The organism is Streptomyces sp. NPDC029674 (assembly GCF_044903205.1).
Taxonomy (GTDB): Bacteria; Actinomycetota; Actinomycetes; order Streptomycetales; family Streptomycetaceae; genus Streptomyces.
The window spans coordinates 134621-151000 of the sequence record NZ_JBJDPY010000006.1 but is presented as its reverse complement, the minus strand read 5'-3'; the positions used below and the strand labels follow the sequence as shown (position 1 = coordinate 151000).

General features: G+C 71.6%; 17 protein-coding genes. 12 read left to right on the top strand and 5 right to left on the bottom strand.

Annotated features, from left to right (window positions below):
• Positions 1 to 130 precede the first annotated feature (130 nt).
• Genes ACI2L3_RS16310 through ACI2L3_RS16300 form a run of 3 tightly spaced genes read left to right on the top strand, consistent with a single transcriptional unit; the run spans position 131 to position 3025 of the window.
• Positions 131 to 1798 (top strand): hypothetical protein, encoded by a 1668-nt coding sequence (locus ACI2L3_RS16310; RefSeq protein ID WP_404753037.1) that lies wholly within the window; start codon positions 131 to 133, stop codon positions 1796 to 1798.
• Positions 1785 to 2156 carry a hypothetical protein gene (locus ACI2L3_RS16305; protein WP_404753036.1) on the top strand — a complete coding sequence of 124 codons (372 nt, stop codon included), beginning with the start codon at positions 1785 to 1787 and terminating at the stop codon, positions 2154 to 2156. Before ACI2L3_RS16310 ends, ACI2L3_RS16305 begins: the two co-directional genes overlap by 14 nt.
• A gap of 23 nt (positions 2157 to 2179) precedes the next feature.
• Positions 2180 to 3025 carry a hypothetical protein gene (locus ACI2L3_RS16300; RefSeq protein ID WP_404753035.1) on the top strand — a complete coding sequence of 282 codons (846 nt, stop codon included), beginning with the start codon at positions 2180 to 2182 and terminating at the stop codon, positions 3023 to 3025.
• Positions 3026 to 3077: 52 nt separating this feature from the next.
• On the opposite strand, the gene ACI2L3_RS16295 is transcribed toward ACI2L3_RS16300, so the two are convergent.
• Complete coding sequence (locus tag ACI2L3_RS16295) at positions 3078 to 3419, bottom strand: hypothetical protein (RefSeq protein WP_404753034.1); 342 nt, start codon at positions 3417 to 3419, stop codon at positions 3078 to 3080.
• Positions 3420 to 3491: 72 nt separating this feature from the next.
• Here ACI2L3_RS16295 and ACI2L3_RS16290 point away from each other — a divergent pair, with 72 nt between their 5' ends.
• From ACI2L3_RS16290 to ACI2L3_RS16260, 7 genes are all read left to right on the top strand, one after another.
• The gene (locus ACI2L3_RS16290; RefSeq protein WP_404753033.1) at positions 3492 to 3737 is read left to right on the top strand and encodes a helix-turn-helix transcriptional regulator; all 246 of its coding nucleotides are present in this window, start codon (positions 3492 to 3494) and stop codon (positions 3735 to 3737) included.
• Positions 3737 to 4282: a hypothetical protein gene (locus ACI2L3_RS16285; protein WP_404753032.1), complete on the top strand. Its 546-nt coding sequence runs from the start codon at positions 3737 to 3739 to the stop codon at positions 4280 to 4282. Before ACI2L3_RS16290 ends, ACI2L3_RS16285 begins: the two co-directional genes overlap by 1 nt.
• A gap of 84 nt (positions 4283 to 4366) precedes the next feature.
• Entirely contained in the window at positions 4367 to 5896 is a 1530-nt protein-coding gene (locus ACI2L3_RS16280) for an aldehyde dehydrogenase family protein (RefSeq protein ID WP_404753031.1), read from the top strand.
• Between the two features lie 124 nt (positions 5897 to 6020).
• Entirely contained in the window at positions 6021 to 7556 is a 1536-nt protein-coding gene (locus ACI2L3_RS16275; protein WP_404753030.1) for a GMC family oxidoreductase, read from the top strand.
• Entirely contained in the window at positions 7553 to 8683 is a 1131-nt protein-coding gene (locus tag ACI2L3_RS16270; protein WP_404753029.1) for a glycine betaine/L-proline ABC transporter ATP-binding protein, read from the top strand. The genes ACI2L3_RS16275 and ACI2L3_RS16270 overlap by 4 nt, the downstream gene beginning before the upstream one ends.
• Positions 8683 to 10659: an ABC transporter permease gene (locus ACI2L3_RS16265; protein ID WP_404753028.1), complete on the top strand. Its 1977-nt coding sequence runs from the start codon at positions 8683 to 8685 to the stop codon at positions 10657 to 10659. The genes ACI2L3_RS16270 and ACI2L3_RS16265 overlap by 1 nt, the downstream gene beginning before the upstream one ends.
• A 25-nt stretch (positions 10660 to 10684) precedes the next feature.
• Positions 10685 to 11650: a glycine betaine ABC transporter substrate-binding protein gene (locus ACI2L3_RS16260; protein WP_362993301.1), complete on the top strand. Its 966-nt coding sequence runs from the start codon at positions 10685 to 10687 to the stop codon at positions 11648 to 11650.
• A gap of 68 nt (positions 11651 to 11718) precedes the next feature.
• On the opposite strand, the gene ACI2L3_RS16255 is transcribed toward ACI2L3_RS16260, so the two are convergent.
• The 3 genes from ACI2L3_RS16255 to ACI2L3_RS16245 are packed head-to-tail and all read right to left on the bottom strand — an operon-like array spanning position 11719 to position 13402.
• On the bottom strand, positions 11719 to 12453 hold the full coding sequence (locus tag ACI2L3_RS16255) for an isocitrate lyase/phosphoenolpyruvate mutase family protein (RefSeq protein ID WP_404753027.1): 735 nt from the start codon (positions 12451 to 12453) through the stop codon (positions 11719 to 11721).
• Positions 12447 to 12893, bottom strand: coding sequence for a carboxymuconolactone decarboxylase family protein (locus ACI2L3_RS16250; RefSeq protein ID WP_404753026.1), 447 nt, complete (start codon positions 12891 to 12893; stop codon positions 12447 to 12449). Before ACI2L3_RS16250 ends, ACI2L3_RS16255 begins: the two co-directional genes overlap by 7 nt.
• Entirely contained in the window at positions 12890 to 13402 is a 513-nt protein-coding gene (locus ACI2L3_RS16245) for a carboxymuconolactone decarboxylase family protein (protein WP_404753025.1), read from the bottom strand. The genes ACI2L3_RS16250 and ACI2L3_RS16245 overlap by 4 nt, the downstream gene beginning before the upstream one ends.
• Positions 13403 to 13449: 47 nt before the next feature.
• On the opposite strand from ACI2L3_RS16245, the gene ACI2L3_RS16240 reads away from it, so the two are divergent.
• Positions 13450 to 14856 (top strand): PLP-dependent aminotransferase family protein, encoded by a 1407-nt coding sequence (locus tag ACI2L3_RS16240; RefSeq protein WP_404753024.1) that lies wholly within the window; start codon positions 13450 to 13452, stop codon positions 14854 to 14856.
• A gap of 58 nt (positions 14857 to 14914) precedes the next feature.
• Here the strand turns inward: ACI2L3_RS16240 and ACI2L3_RS16235 are convergent, their stop codons facing one another.
• Positions 14915 to 15781: a hypothetical protein gene (locus ACI2L3_RS16235; RefSeq protein WP_404753308.1), complete on the bottom strand. Its 867-nt coding sequence runs from the start codon at positions 15779 to 15781 to the stop codon at positions 14915 to 14917.
• Between the two features lie 180 nt (positions 15782 to 15961).
• On the opposite strand from ACI2L3_RS16235, the gene ACI2L3_RS16230 reads away from it, so the two are divergent.
• Positions 15962 to 16375 (top strand): hypothetical protein, encoded by a 414-nt coding sequence (locus ACI2L3_RS16230; RefSeq protein ID WP_404753023.1) that lies wholly within the window; start codon positions 15962 to 15964, stop codon positions 16373 to 16375.
• Positions 16376 to 16380 lie beyond the last annotated feature (5 nt).

Sequence of the window (16380 nt, the reverse complement as noted above, 5' to 3'; positions counted from 1 at the left end):
GCAGCCGTCAAGGCCGCCGGGGGGCGGTCTTATTGGCGTACGACACGGAGGAGCACTTGCCCGTACGCTGAAACCACTGCTGTCCCCGGCTCACCTGCGAGCCGGGGCGGCCGGCGCCTCGGGGGTACGTGTGACCCATACCCAAGCACCTCGGCGGACCGGTAGTCCCACCGGCCCCGCTGGTGACCCGAGCACGAGCGAGGCGACCCGGCTCCTGTGCGCCGCCTCCTACGTCGACGTCCGCTTCCGGGAGGCGGTGATCGACGAGCTGTACGTGCATGAGGAGCGCATCGCCGCCCCCTCGCTCGGCATCGACGCCACCCGCGTGCTCGCCCACGCGCTGCGCGCCCGGCGCGTCGAGTTCGGCTGGGCGCTCGTCATCCTGCTGCTGTGGATTGCGGCCCTGCCCCTCACCGGAGGCCTTGCCTTCTTCTATCTGCCGTCCTTCGCGATGCTCGCCCTCGCGGGATGGATCCGGGGGACCGCAAGGCGCCCCTCCCTGTTCCGGCGCGTCGTGGCGTGGCAGCTGCGCTGGGGCGGAAGGGGGTTCCTCGTCTTCGTGCTCCTGCTGTTCCTCGTCCTCGCCGGCGGGGGCGGCGGCGATCTATTCGGCATCGGCCTCGGCATCGGCACAGTGAACCCGGTCCCGGTGTGGTTCGCCCTCGCCCTGCCCCTCCTGATGGCCTGGGTGGTGGCCGCACAGGGCGGCCAGTTCGCCAGGGCGCTGACCGGTGAGCTGTCCAGGGCCCGGTTCCCCGATCTCGCCGCCGATCCGGCCGAGCAGGCGGAGGGTGAGCGCTTCCACCGGCTGCGCCGCCGTATCCACGTCGAGCAGCGGGCGCGCCTGGTCATGTACCGCGCGGCGGACCCCTTCTGCGGGGCCGGCACGCCGTACGCGCCGTGGTCCCTGTCGGTGGAGTTGCGGCCGCGTGAGGGCGTCGAGCCCGAGCCCCTGGACAACACGGAGATCCTCGGCCACATCGTGCCGCTCCTGGAGGCGTTGCGCGTGCCGTCCCCGCACGGTGCGCCCTATCGCGCCCTCGCCGTGCGCGACCGGCTGCGTGAGCTGGAGATCGACGAGGTGGTCTTCCTGCCGGTGGAAGGGCTGCCGCGCAGGTCCCAGGCGCCGTACGGGCCGGAGGCGTTCGAGGAGCACCGGTTCCGTTCGGTCGAGGAGGGCGGCGAGACCCGGCGGCACTTCTTGCGGGTCAGGGTCGGCGGCTGGGACGAGGAGATCGTCACGACGGTGTTCGTCCGGGCCCACACCCAGGGCGGGATGCTGATGCTGGAGATCGCTCCTCATGTGCTGCGCCCGGTGCGGCAGCTGTACCAGTACGCCGACCGGGTCGCCTACCAGTACCGGCACAACCACCGCTTCGGCAAGGCCGTCTGGGCGCTCGGCCATGTGCCGGACTCGGCCGGGCGCGCCGCGGTGACGATGCGGCGGGCGGCCGGGGTGCTGTGGCGGATCGCCTCCGGCGGCCACGCGAAGGCCCTCGCCGACGGTCCGTGGGTGTCCGTGCGGGAGCTCGGCTCGGACGACGAGGCCTCGCTCTTCCAGGAGATGGACGTCAGCCGGTACCTCAAGTCCATCCAGGACCGGGTGACGGGCGGGGTGCGGCGGGCGCTGCACGAAGCGGGCTGGCAGACCGAGGAGTTCGAGCAGCAGGTCTTCCTGAGCGTGGAACACCTGGGCGCCTTGGCCATCGGTGATCACAACATCGTCACCAGCAACACCGGTGGAGCGACCGCCACGACGGCGGCGCACCGGAGTGGGGGAGACCGTGGGAACACCTGAGGAACGCCGCGCGGGCGTCCATATCGGCAGTGTGGAGGGCCCCGTCGCGATCGGTGACGGCAACGAGGTGACGTACTACGCGGCCGGAGGGGCGGGACGTGACCGGGCCCAGGAGGAACTGCTGTCCGCCGTACGGAGGCTGCGCGAGGACCTGAGGCGTGCGGCCGTCGACGCCCGGACCACCGCCCTCGACGCCGAACTGGCCGCCGCCGAGACCGAGATCGCGTCGACGGGCGGCGCCGGCCCCGGCAGGCTCGCCCGGCTGCGGACCGCTCTGGCGGACGCGGGTGCCGGGATCGGTCTCCTGGCGTCGGGTGCGGCGGTCGCCGAGTCGGTACGCGCGCTGCTGGGCGGCTGACCGTGGGCAGGCGCGGTGACCCCGTGCACTGGAACGCCGCGACCCAGCGCTGGGAGCCGGGCCTGGCCCCCTCCGCGGAGCCGGTGCTGCCGCGGAGCCCTGGCGAGCCGGGGCTCCCGGCGCCCCAGGGGGACCGCTTCCCCGGCTACGGCCCGCCGAGCGGCCGGCCGCGCCGCAAGCACCTGGCCGTCGTCGTGGTGGGCGCCCTGGTGGCCGGTGGCCTCGGCGGCGGCTGGCTGGCGTGGGGCCGGGACGACGGCGGGAACGGCCGGGCGGACGGCCGTCCCGCGGTGAGTGCCTCCGCGTCGACGCCCGGCCCCGAAGAGCGGCCGAGCACATCGGCCCCGACGCCTGAGCCGGAAGAGCGGCCGAGCGCCTCCGCCCCGACGCCCGAGCCCGGAGACCGGGTGAGTCCGGTGCCGGAGGGCTACGAGATGCGGAAGGACCCGAAGGGCTTCGCGACCGCCGTGCCGCGCGGCTGGGAGCGCCGCACCAAGGGAGTGCAGGTCTACTACGACTCGCCGGACGGGCGCTCGTGGCTGCAGGTCTCCACTCCCTCGGGCCTGGAGATGACTCCGTACGAGGCGCTGCGTCGCACGTCCGTGGCGCTCAGGGAGGGCAGCGACGCCCTTCCCGGCTACCGGCAGGACCAGCTGCGCAAATTCAACGACATCACGTCCCTGCTGATCTTCACGTACAACGGTCCGGACGGCTTCGAGCGTCGGAGAGCCGTGGACTGGGCGTTCATGACCGAGAACGCGGGCCCTCAGTACGCCCTCCTCGTCGACGGACCCGCCGACGAGTGGCCGCTGCAGCGAAGCAGGGCGAAGATCGCCCTGGACTTCTTCCAGCCCAGGCCCGGCCGCTGACCGCCGCGGGACCTGCTGGTGGGGGAGTCAGGCGAGTGAGGCGCCTCCCGGCTCAGGCGTGAGAGGCGCCCGCCGCCTGCAGCGCCGCCGCCTCCTTGGACAGCCGCACCGCTGACGCCAGGCTCAGGCCCGGTTCGGCCTGGCGCAGGGCCTTGACCGCGTGGACCGAGTCGGCGGGGCCCGTGTGCCCGGCGGCGGTGATCCGGCGCAGGGCCCAGCGGCCGCGTATCTCGGAGTCGGGGACGGCGGCCGCGCGGGCGAGGAGCGCCGCCGCGCGTTCGAGGCCGGGGCGGTCCCTCTCGTCGGCCGTCGCGAGCGCCTCGCGCAGCTCCTCAGCGACCGCGTCCGTGTCGCGCAGGGCGATCACCATCAGTTCCCGCTTGGTGCCGAACATGTCTTCCGCTCCCTGTCCTCGTCGCCCTCATGGCTCTTGCTGTCGTCCTCATGAATGTAGTACTTCTTATACATGAGTGAGCACGTGCACAACAGGTTGGCGATGGTGCGCGCCGAGCGGAAGGTGTCGCGGCAGGGCTTGGCCGAGGCGGTGGGGGCCCACTACCAGACCATCGGTTACATCGAGCGCGGGCAGTACAACCCGAGCCTCGACCTCGCGCTGAAGATCGCGAAGTTCTTCGGGCTGCCGGTCGAGGCGCTGTTCTCCCTCGAACCGTTTCGCCCGCTCACGGACCAGGTCTACGGGAGGAAGCAGTGATGAGGACCGACGAGCGACCCATGACCGGCTACGACCGGCGGATGTACGCGATCATGAACAGGCGCGAGGCCGCCCCGCTCTACGCCACCGCGGCCCGCCGTCGCGCCGCGGTCGTCGCGCACATCGTGCTGACCGCCGCGGGCATCGCCTGCTGGCTCTACTCCGTGCTCGGCGACGAGCGCTGGGCGACGTTCGCGATGCTCGGTGTCCTGCTGCCGTGGTGTGTGGCGACCGGTGTCATCAACGGCGCGACCCGTGGCCTCCTGGAACTGCGGCTGCGCGCCCTCGACGAACGGCAGCGCGCCGAGAAGAACCGTGTGGTGACCCGCGCGCACTACGTGACGACGTGGCTTCTGTTCGGCGCGACCGTCGGGGTGGGTGCCGCCGGGCTCGCGGGGGTGGAGATCGAGGGGCTGGTCTTCCCCGTGCTGTTCAGCGTGTTCGTCGTGCACTGGCTCATGCCCTTGTGGCTGGCGGGGCTCACGGTCGGTGACGACCCGGTGGATGACGACGAACTCGACGACGTCGTCGCCCTCCGGCCCTAGTGACGCAGCGCACGTAAGAGACGCGCATGCATTGTTCCGGTCAGGGAAGGTGCACCCGGCTGCCGCGAGTGACAGGCGGTGCACATGACAGGAACGGAAGGCAAACGGGACGTGTCCGCACAACAGACCATCCATGTGGGCGGAGAGTGGCAGACTGCCGCCTCCGGCGCCACCCGCGAGATCCTCGACCCGGCGGATGCCAAGCCGTTCGCTGTGATCGCCGAGGGCGGAGCGGACGACGCGGACGCCGCCATCGCCGCCGCCCGCAAGGCCTTCGACGAGGGCCCCTGGCCGAGCACGCCGGTCGCCGAGCGCGCCGCGCTGCTGCGCCGCGTCGCCGACCTCCTCGTACGCGACCGCGAGGAGATCGGCCTCCTGGAGAGCCGCGACGCGGGCAAGACCCTCGAAGAGGGCCGCGTCGACGTGGACTGCGTCGCCGACGCCTTCCGTTACTTCGCCGACCTGGTGATCGGCGAGGGTGCCGGGCGGGTCGTGGACGCCGGGTCCGACGACATCCACAGCGTCGTCGTGCACGAGCCCGTCGGTGTCTGCTCGATGATCACGCCCTGGAACTACCCGCTGCTCCAGGCCAGTTGGAAGATCGCGCCCGCCCTCGCGGCCGGCAACACCTTCGTCATCAAGCCCAGCGAGATCACGCCGCTGACGACCGTCGCGCTCATCGAGCTGCTCGTCGAGGCAGGGCTGCCCGCGGGTGTCGCCAACATCGTGACCGGTCCCGGCCACACGGTCGGCGCCCGCCTCGCCGACCACCCCGACGTCGACCTGGTCTCCTTCACCGGCGGCCTCGTCTCCGGCACCAAGGTCGCCCAGGCCGCCGCGCTCGGCGTGAAGAAGGTCGCCCTGGAGCTCGGCGGCAAGAACCCGAACGTGGTGTTCGCCGATGCCTGTGCCACGGAGGAAGGGTTCGACACCGCCGTCGACCAGGCGCTGAACGCCGCCTTCATCCACAGCGGGCAGGTCTGCTCCGCCGGCGGCCGCCTCATCATCGAGGAGTCGGTGCGGGAACGTTTCGTCGCCGAACTCGCCCGCCGCGCCGAGAAGATCAAGCTCGGCCGCGGCACCGAGGACGGCGTCGAGTGCGGTCCGCTCGTCTCGCAGCAGCAGCGCGAGAAGACCGAGATGTACGTGGCCTCCGCGCTGGAGGAGGGCGCGGTGCTGCGGTCCGGCGGCAAGCGGCCCGAGCCGAGCGAAGTGCGGCCCACCGAGGGCTACTTCTACGAGCCGACCGTGCTCGACCAGTGCCACCGCGGGATGAAGGTCGTCCGGGAAGAGGTCTTCGGACCCGTCCTGACCGTCGAGACGTTCCGTACCGAGGACGAGGCCGTCGCGCTCGCCAACGACACCGAGTACGGTCTCGCGGGCGCCGTGTGGACCAGCGACCAGGGCCGCGCCGCCCGCATGGCGCGCCGGATGCGCCACGGCACCATCTGGATCAACGACTTCCACCCCTACCTTCCGCAGGCGGAGTGGGGCGGCTTCGGCAAGAGCGGTGTCGGGCGCGAGCTCGGGCCCGCGGGCCTCGCCGAGTACCGCGAGTCCAAGCACATCTACCAGAACCTGGCACCGCAGCCGGTCCGCTGGTTCGCCGGCTGACACCCGGCACGCAGAGGTACGCGCGGGGCGGGAGGTCCGCCCCGCGCGCAACACGTTCAAGCGCCCCCCGCTCAATACGCGTTAGCACCTTGGCACGACCTCGCAGGAAGAGGAGCACGTACGCATGTCTGACCAGACCGAGTTCGACTACGTCATCGTCGGTGGCGGCACCGCGGGATCGGTGATCGCCTCCCGCCTCACCGAGGACCCGGACGTCACCGTCGCCGTCATCGAGGGCGGCCCCAGCGACATCGACCGGGAGGACGTCCTCACGCTGCGCAAGTGGCTCGGTCTGCTCGGCGGCGAGCTGGACTACGAGTACACGACCACCGAGCAGCCGCGCGGCAACTCGCACATCCTGCACAGCCGCGCCAAGGTGCTCGGCGGCTGCTCGTCGCACAACACCCTGATCTCCTTCAAGCCGCTGCCGTCCGACTGGGACGAGTGGGAGGAGGCGGGCGCGGCCGGCTGGAACGCCAAGGCCATGGACCCCTACTTCGGCAAGCTGCGCAACAACATCGTGCGCGTCGCCAAGAAGGACCAGAACCAGATCGCCACCGACTGGGTCGAGGCGACGAAGACCGCGCTCGGCGTCCCGGAGATCGTCGGCTTCAACGACAAGCCGTTCGACGAGGGCGTCGGCTTCTTCGACCTCTCGTACCACCCGGAGAACAACAAGCGCTCCTCCGCGTCGGTCGCCTACCTGCACCCGCACATGGAGGCCGGTGACCGCCCGAACCTCCACCTCTTCCTGGAGACCTGGGCCACCAAGCTGGAGCTGGCCGGCAAGACCGCCCGCGGCGTCCACGTGCGGATGAAGGACGGCCAGGAGTCGCTGCTCACCGCCCGCCGCGAGGTGCTGGTCTGCGCCGGCGCCATCGACACGCCGCGGCTGCTCATGCACTCCGGCATCGGCCCGAAGAAGGACCTCGAAGCCCTCGGCATCCCGGTCGTCCACGACCTGCCGGGCGTCGGCGAGAACCTCATCGACCACCCCGAGTCGGTCATCGTCTGGGAGACCAACGGGCCGATCCCCGGCAACTCCGCGATGGATTCGGACGCCGGTCTGTTCGTGAAGCGGGACCCGGACCACAAGGGCCCGGACCTGATGTTCCACTTCTACCAGATCCCGTTCACCGACAACCCGGAGCGCCTCGGCTACGAACGCCCCGAGCACGGTGTGTCGATGACCCCGAACATCCCCAAGTCCCGTGCCCGCGGCCGTCTCTACCTGACGTCGGCGGACCCGGAGGTCAAGCCCGCCCTCGACTTCAAGTACTTCGAGGACGAGGGTGACTACGACGGGCAGACCCTCGTCGACGGCATCAAGCTGGCCCGCAAGGTCGCGCAGGCCGAACCGTTCAAGAAGTGGCTCAAGCGCGAGGTCTTCCCCGGACCCGACGTCACCGACGACGCCGAGATCGGTGAACTCGTCCGCAAGGCCGCACACACCGTCTACCACCCGGCAGGCACCTGCCGAATGGGTGCTTCCACTGATGAACTCGCCGTGGTCGACCCGGAGTTGAAGATCCGGGGCCTGGCAGGAATCCGTATCGCGGACGCATCCGTCTTCCCGACGATGCCCGCCGTGAACCCGATGATCGGAGTGCTCATGGTCGGGGAGAAATGTGCCGAGATGCTGGGTGGTGACGGCCGATGAGCGAGGCCAGCGCGACGACCACGGACAAGACGGCCGAGACGGCCGGCACGGACGCGACGCCCGGTGACGGGCCCGTCTTCGCCGTCAAGAACCTCTGGAAGGTCTTCGGCCCCCGCGCCGAGCGCATACCCGGCGACACGGAGCTGCACGGCCTGAGCCCCGCCGAACTGCGCGAGCGGACCGGCTGCACGGCCGCCGTGCGCGATGTGTCCTTCGAGGTCAAGAAGGGTGAGGTCTTCGTCGTCATGGGCCTGTCGGGCTCCGGCAAGTCCACCCTCGTACGCTGCCTGACCCGGCTCATCGAGCCCACCTCCGGCGCCCTCGCCATCGACGGCGAGGACGTCCTCGCCATGGACAAGGCCCGCCTGCGCGAACTGCGCCGCCACCGCGCCGCCATGGTCTTCCAGCACTTCGGCCTGCTTCCGCACCGCACGGTCCTCGACAACGTCGCGTACGGCCTGGAGATCCAGGGCGTCGGCAAGGCCGAACGCCGCGCCAAGGCCCTCGAAGTCGTCAAGAAGGTCGGCCTCGAAGGGCTCGAACAGCGCAAGCCCGGCCAGCTCTCCGGCGGCCAGCAGCAGCGCGTGGGCCTGGCCCGCGCCCTCGCCGTGGACCCCGAAGTCCTCCTCTTCGACGAGCCGTTCAGCGCTCTCGACCCGCTGATCCGCCGCGACATGCAGGAAGAAGTCGTCCGCCTGCACCGCGAAGAGGGCCGCACGATGGTCTTCATCACCCACGACCTCAGCGAGGCCCTGAAGCTGGGCGACCGCATCGCCCTGATGCGCGACGGCCGCGTCGTGCAGCTCGGCACGCCCGAGGAGATCGTCGGCTCCCCGGCCGACGACTACGTACGCGACTTCGTGCGCGACGTGGTCCGCGCCGACGTGCTGAGCGTGCGCAGCGCCATGCGCCCCGCCGAGGGCGACGAGGAGACCGGCGGCGCGGCGCTCGCCCCCGACGCCAAGGTCACCGAGGCCATCGAAGCCGTCGCCCGCACCGGTTCCCCGGTGCGCGTCATGGACGGCAAGCGCTGCCTCGGCGTGGTGGACCACGCCGGGCTGCTCGCCGTGGTCGCGGGCACCGCGACACCGTCCCCCGTCCCCGGCCGGGGCGAGGCGATCGCCTGATGGCCACCGCCACCGCCTCGGGCCCCGTCCGCGACACCGGGATCGGCGCGCTCCTGCGCCACCGTGCCGTCGGCAAGCTCCTGCTGCTCGCCGTCACCGCGGCCGTCCTCGTGCCGATCGTCAATGCCAAGTGGGCCTCCGGCGCCTGGCCTGACGCGCTCACCGTCGACCTGACCGAGCCGCTCGGGAAGACGACCGACTGGATCATCGACAACCGCGACAGCCACCCGCTGTTCACCTACTTCCTGGGGCACGTCTCCAACGCCATCGTGCTCTCCGTGCGCGGCGTCTACCTCGTGCTGCTCGCCGCGGGATGGGCCGGCGTGACCATCGGCGCCGGGCTCGTCGCCTGGCGCGTGGCGGGCGTGAAGCTGGCCGTCCTGGCGTCGTCCGCGTTCGCCGTGTGCGGGCTGCTCGGCATGTGGGTGCCGACCATGCAGACCCTCGCCCTGATGGTCGTGGCGGTCCTCGCCTCGGTCGTCATCGGCCTGCTGCTCGGCCTCGCGGGCGGCCTGAACGACCGGATCTTCCGCATCCTGCGGCCCGTCCTCGACACCATGCAGGTGCTGCCCGCCTACGCCTACCTGCTGCCGTTCGCCCTCGTCTTCGGCATGGGCGTCCCCGCGGCCATCATCGCGACCGTCGTCTACGCCGCCCCGCCCATGGCCCGCCTCACCGCGCTCGGCCTGCGCGGCGCCGACGGCGGCGTGATGGAGGCGGTGACCTCGCTCGGCGCGACCGGCCGGCAGCGGCTGTTCTCCGCGCGCCTGCCGCTCGCCCTCAAGGAACTCCTGCTCGGCCTCAACCAGACGATCATGATGGCGCTCTCCATGGCCGTCATCGCCTCGGTGATCGGCGCGGGCGGCCTCGGCGACCGCGTCTACCAGGCGCTCTCCACCGTCGACGTCGGCCAGGCGCTCGCCGCCGGCATCCCGATCGTGCTGCTCGCCGTGGTCCTCGACCGCGTGACAGGGGCGGCAGGGGAGCGCACCGGCGCGCACGCCGAGTCCACGTCCCCGCTGCGCGGCTGGCGCGGCTGGTCCGTCGCGGGCGCCCTGACGGTCGTCGCCGCGCTCGCCGCCCGCTTCGCGGACCGGGTGGACTGGCCGACCGACTGGGTCGTCAACATCGCCCCGTCGGTCAACACCGCCAAGGAGTGGATGGTCGACCACATCTACACCGGCGTGCCCGTCGTCGGCGGCACCGCCGACTGGGCGTCGCACTTCACCACCTGGATCCTCAACCCCGTCAGGGACGGCCTCCAGGGTCTGCCCTGGTGGTCGGTGCTGCTCGTCGTCGCCGCGCTCGCCTGGCTGATCGGCACCTGGCAGACGGCGCTCACCGCCGTCGCCGCGATGGCCGCGATCGGCGTCCTCGGCGTGTGGGACAAGTCCCTCGACACGCTCGCACAGGTCCTCGCCGGTGTCGCCGTGACGCTGGTCCTCGGCTTCGCGATCGGCATCGCGGCGTCCCGCAGCAAGCGGTTCGAACGCCTGCTCCGCCCTGTGCTCGACGTGTTCCAGACGATGCCGCAGTTCGTCTACCTCATCCCGGTCGTCGCCCTCTTCGGCATCGGCCGCGCTCCCGCCGTCGCCGCCGCCGTCGTCTACGCGCTGCCCGCCGTCGTCCGCATCACCACCCAGGGCATCAGCCAGGTCGACGCCGCCGCGATGGAGTCCTCGCGCTCGCTCGGCGCCACGAGCTGGCAGCTGCTGCGCAAGGTCCAGCTGCCGCTGGCCCGCCCGGCCCTCATGCTCGCCCTCAACCAGGGCGTCGTCCTCGTCCTCGCCGTCGTCGTCATCGGCGGTCTGGTCGGCGGTGGCGCGCTCGGCTACGACGTGGTGTTCGGCATCGCGCAGGGCGACCTGGCGACGGGCCTGGTGGCCGGTGCCGCGATCGTCTGCCTCGGCCTGATGCTCGACCGGGTCACGCAGCCCACGGAACGCCGGCCCCGCCGCGCGAAGAAGGGAGCCTGACATGCGTGTTCGTAACATGCGAGACATGCGCGTACGTACGCGTGTCATGAGCGCCGTCACCGCCGCCGGTGCGCTGCTCGCGCTCTCGGGCTGCGGTGCCGCCGACATGAGCAAGCAGGCGTCGCCGTACGCGAACGCCGCCGGAGCCAAGACGGTGACCCTCTCGGTCCAGTCCTGGGTCGGCGCGCAGGCGGACGTCGCCGTCGCCGAGTACCTGCTCAAGAACGAGCTCGGCTACCGCGTCGACAAGGTCCAGATCGACGAGGTGCCCGCCTGGGACGCCCTCAGCCAGGGCCGCGTCGACGCGATCATGGAGGACTGGGGCCACCCGGACCAGGAGCAGCGGTACGTCAAGGACAAGAAGACGATCGTCCCCGGCGGCGACGTCGGCGTGACGGGCCACATCGGCTGGTACGTCCCGACGTACTTCGCCAAGAAGCACCCGGACGTCACCGACTGGAAGAACCTCAACAAGTACGCCGACCAGTTCCGCACGTCCGAGAGCGGCAGCAAGGGCCAGCTCATGGACGGCTCCCCGTCGTACGTGACGAACGACAAGGCCCTCGTGGAGAACCTGGACCTGGACTACCAGGTCGTCTTCGCGGGTTCCGAGGCGGCGCAGATCACCCAGATCGAACAGTTCGCCAAGCAGAAGAAGCCGTTCCTCACCTACTGGTACAAGCCGCAGTGGCTGTTCGAGAAGGTGCCGATGACGGAGGTGAAGCTGCCCGAGTACAAGGAGGGCTGCGATGCCGACCCGGCGAAGATCAAGTGCGCCTATCCGCACACGCCGCTGCAGAAGTACTTCAACGCGGACTTCGCGAAGAACGGCGGCGACGCCGCGGAGTTCCTGAAGAACTTCAAGTGGTCGGAGGAGGACCAGAACGAGGTCTCCCTGATGATCGCCGACAAGAAGATGTCGCCGGACGACGCGGCGAAGGCGTGGATCGACAAGAACGAGTCGAAGTGGAAGGGCTGGCTGCCGAAGTAGCCCTTTCGCGGTGCGTGCCTGCGTGTGGTGCCGGGTGCCTTTTGAGGAGGCACCCGGCACCTCCGCGCCTACCTCAGCTGTTCGGCGATGTCCCGCAGGGACGACATGGCGCGGTGCAGCAGCCCCGGCCCGAACGTGATGCGCGTGGCGCCCAGCGCGCCGAGCTCCCGCAGGGAGGGGCCACCCGGCACGGCCACCGCGTTGAGCGGACCCTCGATTCCCTCCCGCAGCGCGGGGATCGACTCGGCCGGCGCCAGGATCGGGTACACGCAGTCGGCTCCGGCGGCCACGTACAGGCGGCCCCGCTCGACCGCTGCCGCCACCGGTTCGGGGACACCCCTCACGAACGTGTCCACGCGGGCGTTGATGAAGAGCCGGTCGCCCGCGGCCTCACGCACCGCCGCGAGGAAGGCGGCCTGCTCGGCGGGGTCCCTGAGGGCGTGCGTCCCGTCCTCGGCGGCGAAGGAGTCCTCCAGGTTGCAGCCGACCGCTCCCGTCTCCAGGAGCCGGTCCACCAGCTCCTTCGGGGCGAGGCCGTAGCCGCCCTCGACATCCGCGGTCACGGGCACGGAGACGGACCGCACGATCCGCCCGATCGCCGCGAACATCTCCTCCGGCGGCACCTGCCCGTCCTCGTACCCGAGGGAGAGCGCGATCCCGGCGCTGGGCGTGGCGAGCGCCTCGTATCCCGCCTCCTCGAACACCCGGGCGCTCGCGGCGTCCCACGGTCCGGGCAGGATCAGCGGGTCCTCCGGCGCCCGGTCGTGGTGCAGGGCGCGCAGAGTGTCGACAGGGTTTACCACGCGGGGCCTCCGGGTGCGATACGGCGGCTGACCATCAGCCGGTTCCAGCTGTTGATGACAGTGATCAGGCTTATGAGATGGGCGAGTTGACGCTCGTCGAAGTGGCCGGCGGCTTCATCGTACGTCTCGTCGGGGACGGAGGAGTCGGTGAGAACGGTGACGGCCTCGGTCAGCGCGAGGGCGGCGCGCTCGCGCTCGGTGAAGAGGTCACCCGCCTCCTCCCACGCGTCGAGGAGCGCGACGCGCTTCGTCGTCTCGCCGTTGTCGAGGGCGATCCCCACGTGCATGTCGAGGCAGAACGCGCACGCGTTGAGCTGCGAGGCCCGCATCATCACCAGCTCGGCGAGCACGGGGTCGCCGAGCCCCTTCTTGGCGGCGGCGCTCAGCGCGCTCATGGCGCCCGCGACGCCCGGGTCCAAATGCGTCGTGCGCGCGGTCACTTGGCGCCTTCCGCCTTGTAGTGGCCCGGCACCTGGCGGGTGCTGACGCCGAAGCGGTTCCACGCGTTGATGACGGTGATCACGGCGATGAGCTGGGTGAGCTCCGCCTCCTCGAAGTGCGCGGCGGCCCTCTCGTACACGTCGTCCGGCACGAAGCCGTCGGTGAGAACAGTGATCGCCTCGGTCAGCTCGATCGCGGCGACCTCCTTGGCCGTGTAGAAGTGCCGCGACTCCTCCCACGCGCTGAGCTGGATGATCCGCTCGACGCTCTCACCCGCCGCGAGGGCGTCCTTGGTGTGCATGTCGAGGCAGAGCGCACAGCGGTTGAGCTGCGAGGCGCGGATCTTGACCAGCTCGTAGATCACCGGATCGACGCCCTTACGGGCGGCGGCGTCGAGCTTGATCATGGCCTTGAAGACCTCGGGGGCGTGCTGGGCCCAGGCGAGGCGGGGGGTGTGCTCGTGGACGTATTCCTTGGCGCTTGTGCTTGTGCTCGCGTTCGTCGTCATGCTGTCGACCGTACGGTCGGAGTAGCCCACGGGTATGGTCCATTTCCATGGGAGAAACGTGGGCCACTTTGGGCGTGGACCTGCACCTGGAGACGGGCGCGGAAGCCACGCGCCACGGCGTCCGCAGGGGACTCACCGACGCCCTCCGCGAGGCCGTGCGCGGCGGCCGCCTGGCGCCCGGCACCCGCCTGCCGTCGTCCCGCTCGCTCGCCGTCGACCTCGGCATCGCACGGAACACGGTCGCCGACGCGTACGCCGATCTGGTCGCCGAGGGCTGGCTCACCGCACGGCAGGGCTCCGGGACGCGGGTCGCCGAACGCGTGATCGCGCCGCCGGTGCGGCCGGCGCCGTCCCGCAGGAAGGGCGGGGCGCCCACCTACGACCTCACCCCCGGCTCGCCGGACCTCGCGTCCTTCCCGCGCGCGGAGTGGCTCAAGGCGGCCCGTCGCGCGATGGCCGCGGCGCCCAACGACGCGTTCGGGTACGCGGACCCGCGCGGCCGCGTCGAACTGCGCAGCGCCCTCGCCGGCTACCTCGCGCGGGCCCGCGGCGTGCACGCGGACCCCGACCGCGTCGTCGTCACCGCGGGGTTCGTGCACGCGCTCGCGGTCCTCGGCCGGGTGCTGCGGGCGCGCGGGCTGCGGGAGGTGACCGTGGAGTCGTACGGCCTGGACATCCACTGGAACCTGCTGCACCGCGCGGGCCTGCGCACGGTGCCGCTCGCCTTCGACGAACTCGGCACGGATGTCTCGGCGCTGGGCCCCGCCTCGCCGAAGGCGGTGCTGCTCACCCCCGCGCACCAGTTCCCGATGGGCGTGCCGCTCCATCCCGACCGGCGCGCGGCGGCCGTCGGCTGGGCGCGGCGCGCGGGCGGCGTGATCCTGGAGGACGACTACGACGGAGAGTTCCGCTACGACCGGCAGCCCGTCGGCGCGCTCCAGGGCCTCGACCCCGAACACGTCGTGTACCTCGGCACGGCCAGCAAGTCCCTCGCTCCCGGCCTGCGGCTCGGCTGGATGGTGCTGCCGTCCGGCCTGTACGAGGAGGTCCTCGGCGAGAAGGACGCGGTGGGCGCGTCCTGCGGCGCCCTGGACCAGCTGACGCTCGCGGAGTTCATCACGTCGGGGGCGTACGACCGCCATGTGCGCGCCGCCCGGCTCCGCTACCGGCGCCGCCGCGACCAGCTCGTGGCGGCGCTCACCACCCACGCGCCCACCGTCCGCGCGACCGGCATCGCGGCGGGCCTGCACGCGGTACTCGAACTCCCGCCCGGCACCGAGCGCTCCATCGTCCAGGCGGCGAACTGGGAGCGCCTGGCGGTACACGGCCTGGCGCGCTTCCGGCACCCCCTGATGGGAGATCGGGGGCGGGACGCGCTGGTGGTGGGGTACGGGACGCCTGCGGATCATGCGTGGGCGGGGGCGGTGGAGGCGTTGTGCAGGGTGTTGCCCTGAGGGTGGCGGTAAAGGCGGGCGGATCTCCTTCGCGCTGCCCTGAGGGAGGCGAACCGGTTCAGTCCCGGTGGTCTTCGAGGAGCGGGGCCCGGGGCGGCGCCACCGCCTCGGCCGGGGCCTCGCCGAACCGGGCCAGTGCCAGCGCCCCCGCGACCGCCACCGCGAAGCCGAGGACGGCCAGCCAGCCCAGGCCGTCCCGGGTGCGGTCGCCGAGCCAGACCACGCCCACCAGGGCGGGACCGATCGTCTCGCCGATCACCATGCCCGCCGTGGCCGTCGTCACCGAGCCGCGCTGCAGCGCCGAGGTGAGCAGCAGGAACGCCGCACCACCCCCTACCAGCAGGGCGTACGTCGCGGGATTGGCCAGCAACGCCTCCGGCGCCACGCCGTCGATGAGGCGTACGGTCACCTCGACCACCCCGAAACCGCACCCCGCCCCCAGCCCGAGCGCCAGCGCCCGGGCCCGGCCGGGCAGCCGGCCGGCGACCGCGCCGAGGACCAGCACGGCGACGGCGATGCCGAGCATCACGTACCGCAGGGTCGTCGAGCCGGTGCGGTCGCCCTCGGCGCCGGACGCGAGGCCCAGCATCGCGAGCCCCGCGCAGACGACGCCCACGGCGCCCCACTCGACGCCGCTGAGCCGCACCCGCAGCAGCCGGGACGCGACCACCGCCGTGACGGCGAGACTGGCGGCGAGCGCCGCTCCCACGGCGTAGATCGGAACCGAGCGCAACGCCACGACCTGCAACAGGAAGCCGAGTCCGTCGAGGGCGAGCCCCGCGACGTAGCGCCACTGGCGCAGCGCGCGCAGCAGCAGCGCCGGGTCGACACCGGAGCCGGTGCCCGGCGCGGTGGCGCGGGTGGCGACCGCCTGGAGAACCGAGGCCGTGCCGAAGCAGACCGCTGAGCCGAGTGCGCAAAACATCCCAAGAGACACGAAGTGACTGTAGAGGAAGGTGAGTCAAAGGAGACCCAAGGGACATTCGGTGGAGCCGGCTGGCACGGAGTGCCGGGGCATCCCTACGCTGATCGCTGATACGTACGAAGCACGTACGAAGCAGGGCAAGAACAGGGCAAGAAGCAGGACAACGGGGGACGGCACCACATGGCACAGAAGCAATCGCGACGGCTGCGCTCCAGCACGGTCGCGCTCGGCGGCATGGGCGTTCTCGCCGCGGCCCTCACCTCCTGCGGATCGGACCCGGACCGCCGCTGCGTGGACCGCGACAGCTACGACTACGTCAACGGCTACCGCATCGTGAGCGACAGCAACTGCAAGTCGGGCAGCTCCGGTTCGTCCGGTTCGGCCGGTTCCTCTGGCAAGTCCCGCAAGGGTTCCTACGGCACGGGCACCGGCACAGGCACCGGCACCGGCAGCTCCTCCGGCCGTACCGACCCCGCCTGGTACTACGACGCCGACGTCGACGGACGCTACGCCGACTACGGCACCTTCAGCCGCAGCGAGGCCGTCGACCGCGACGGCTTCGGCTGCTCGGGCAGCGGCAGCGGCGGCGGCTGAACCCC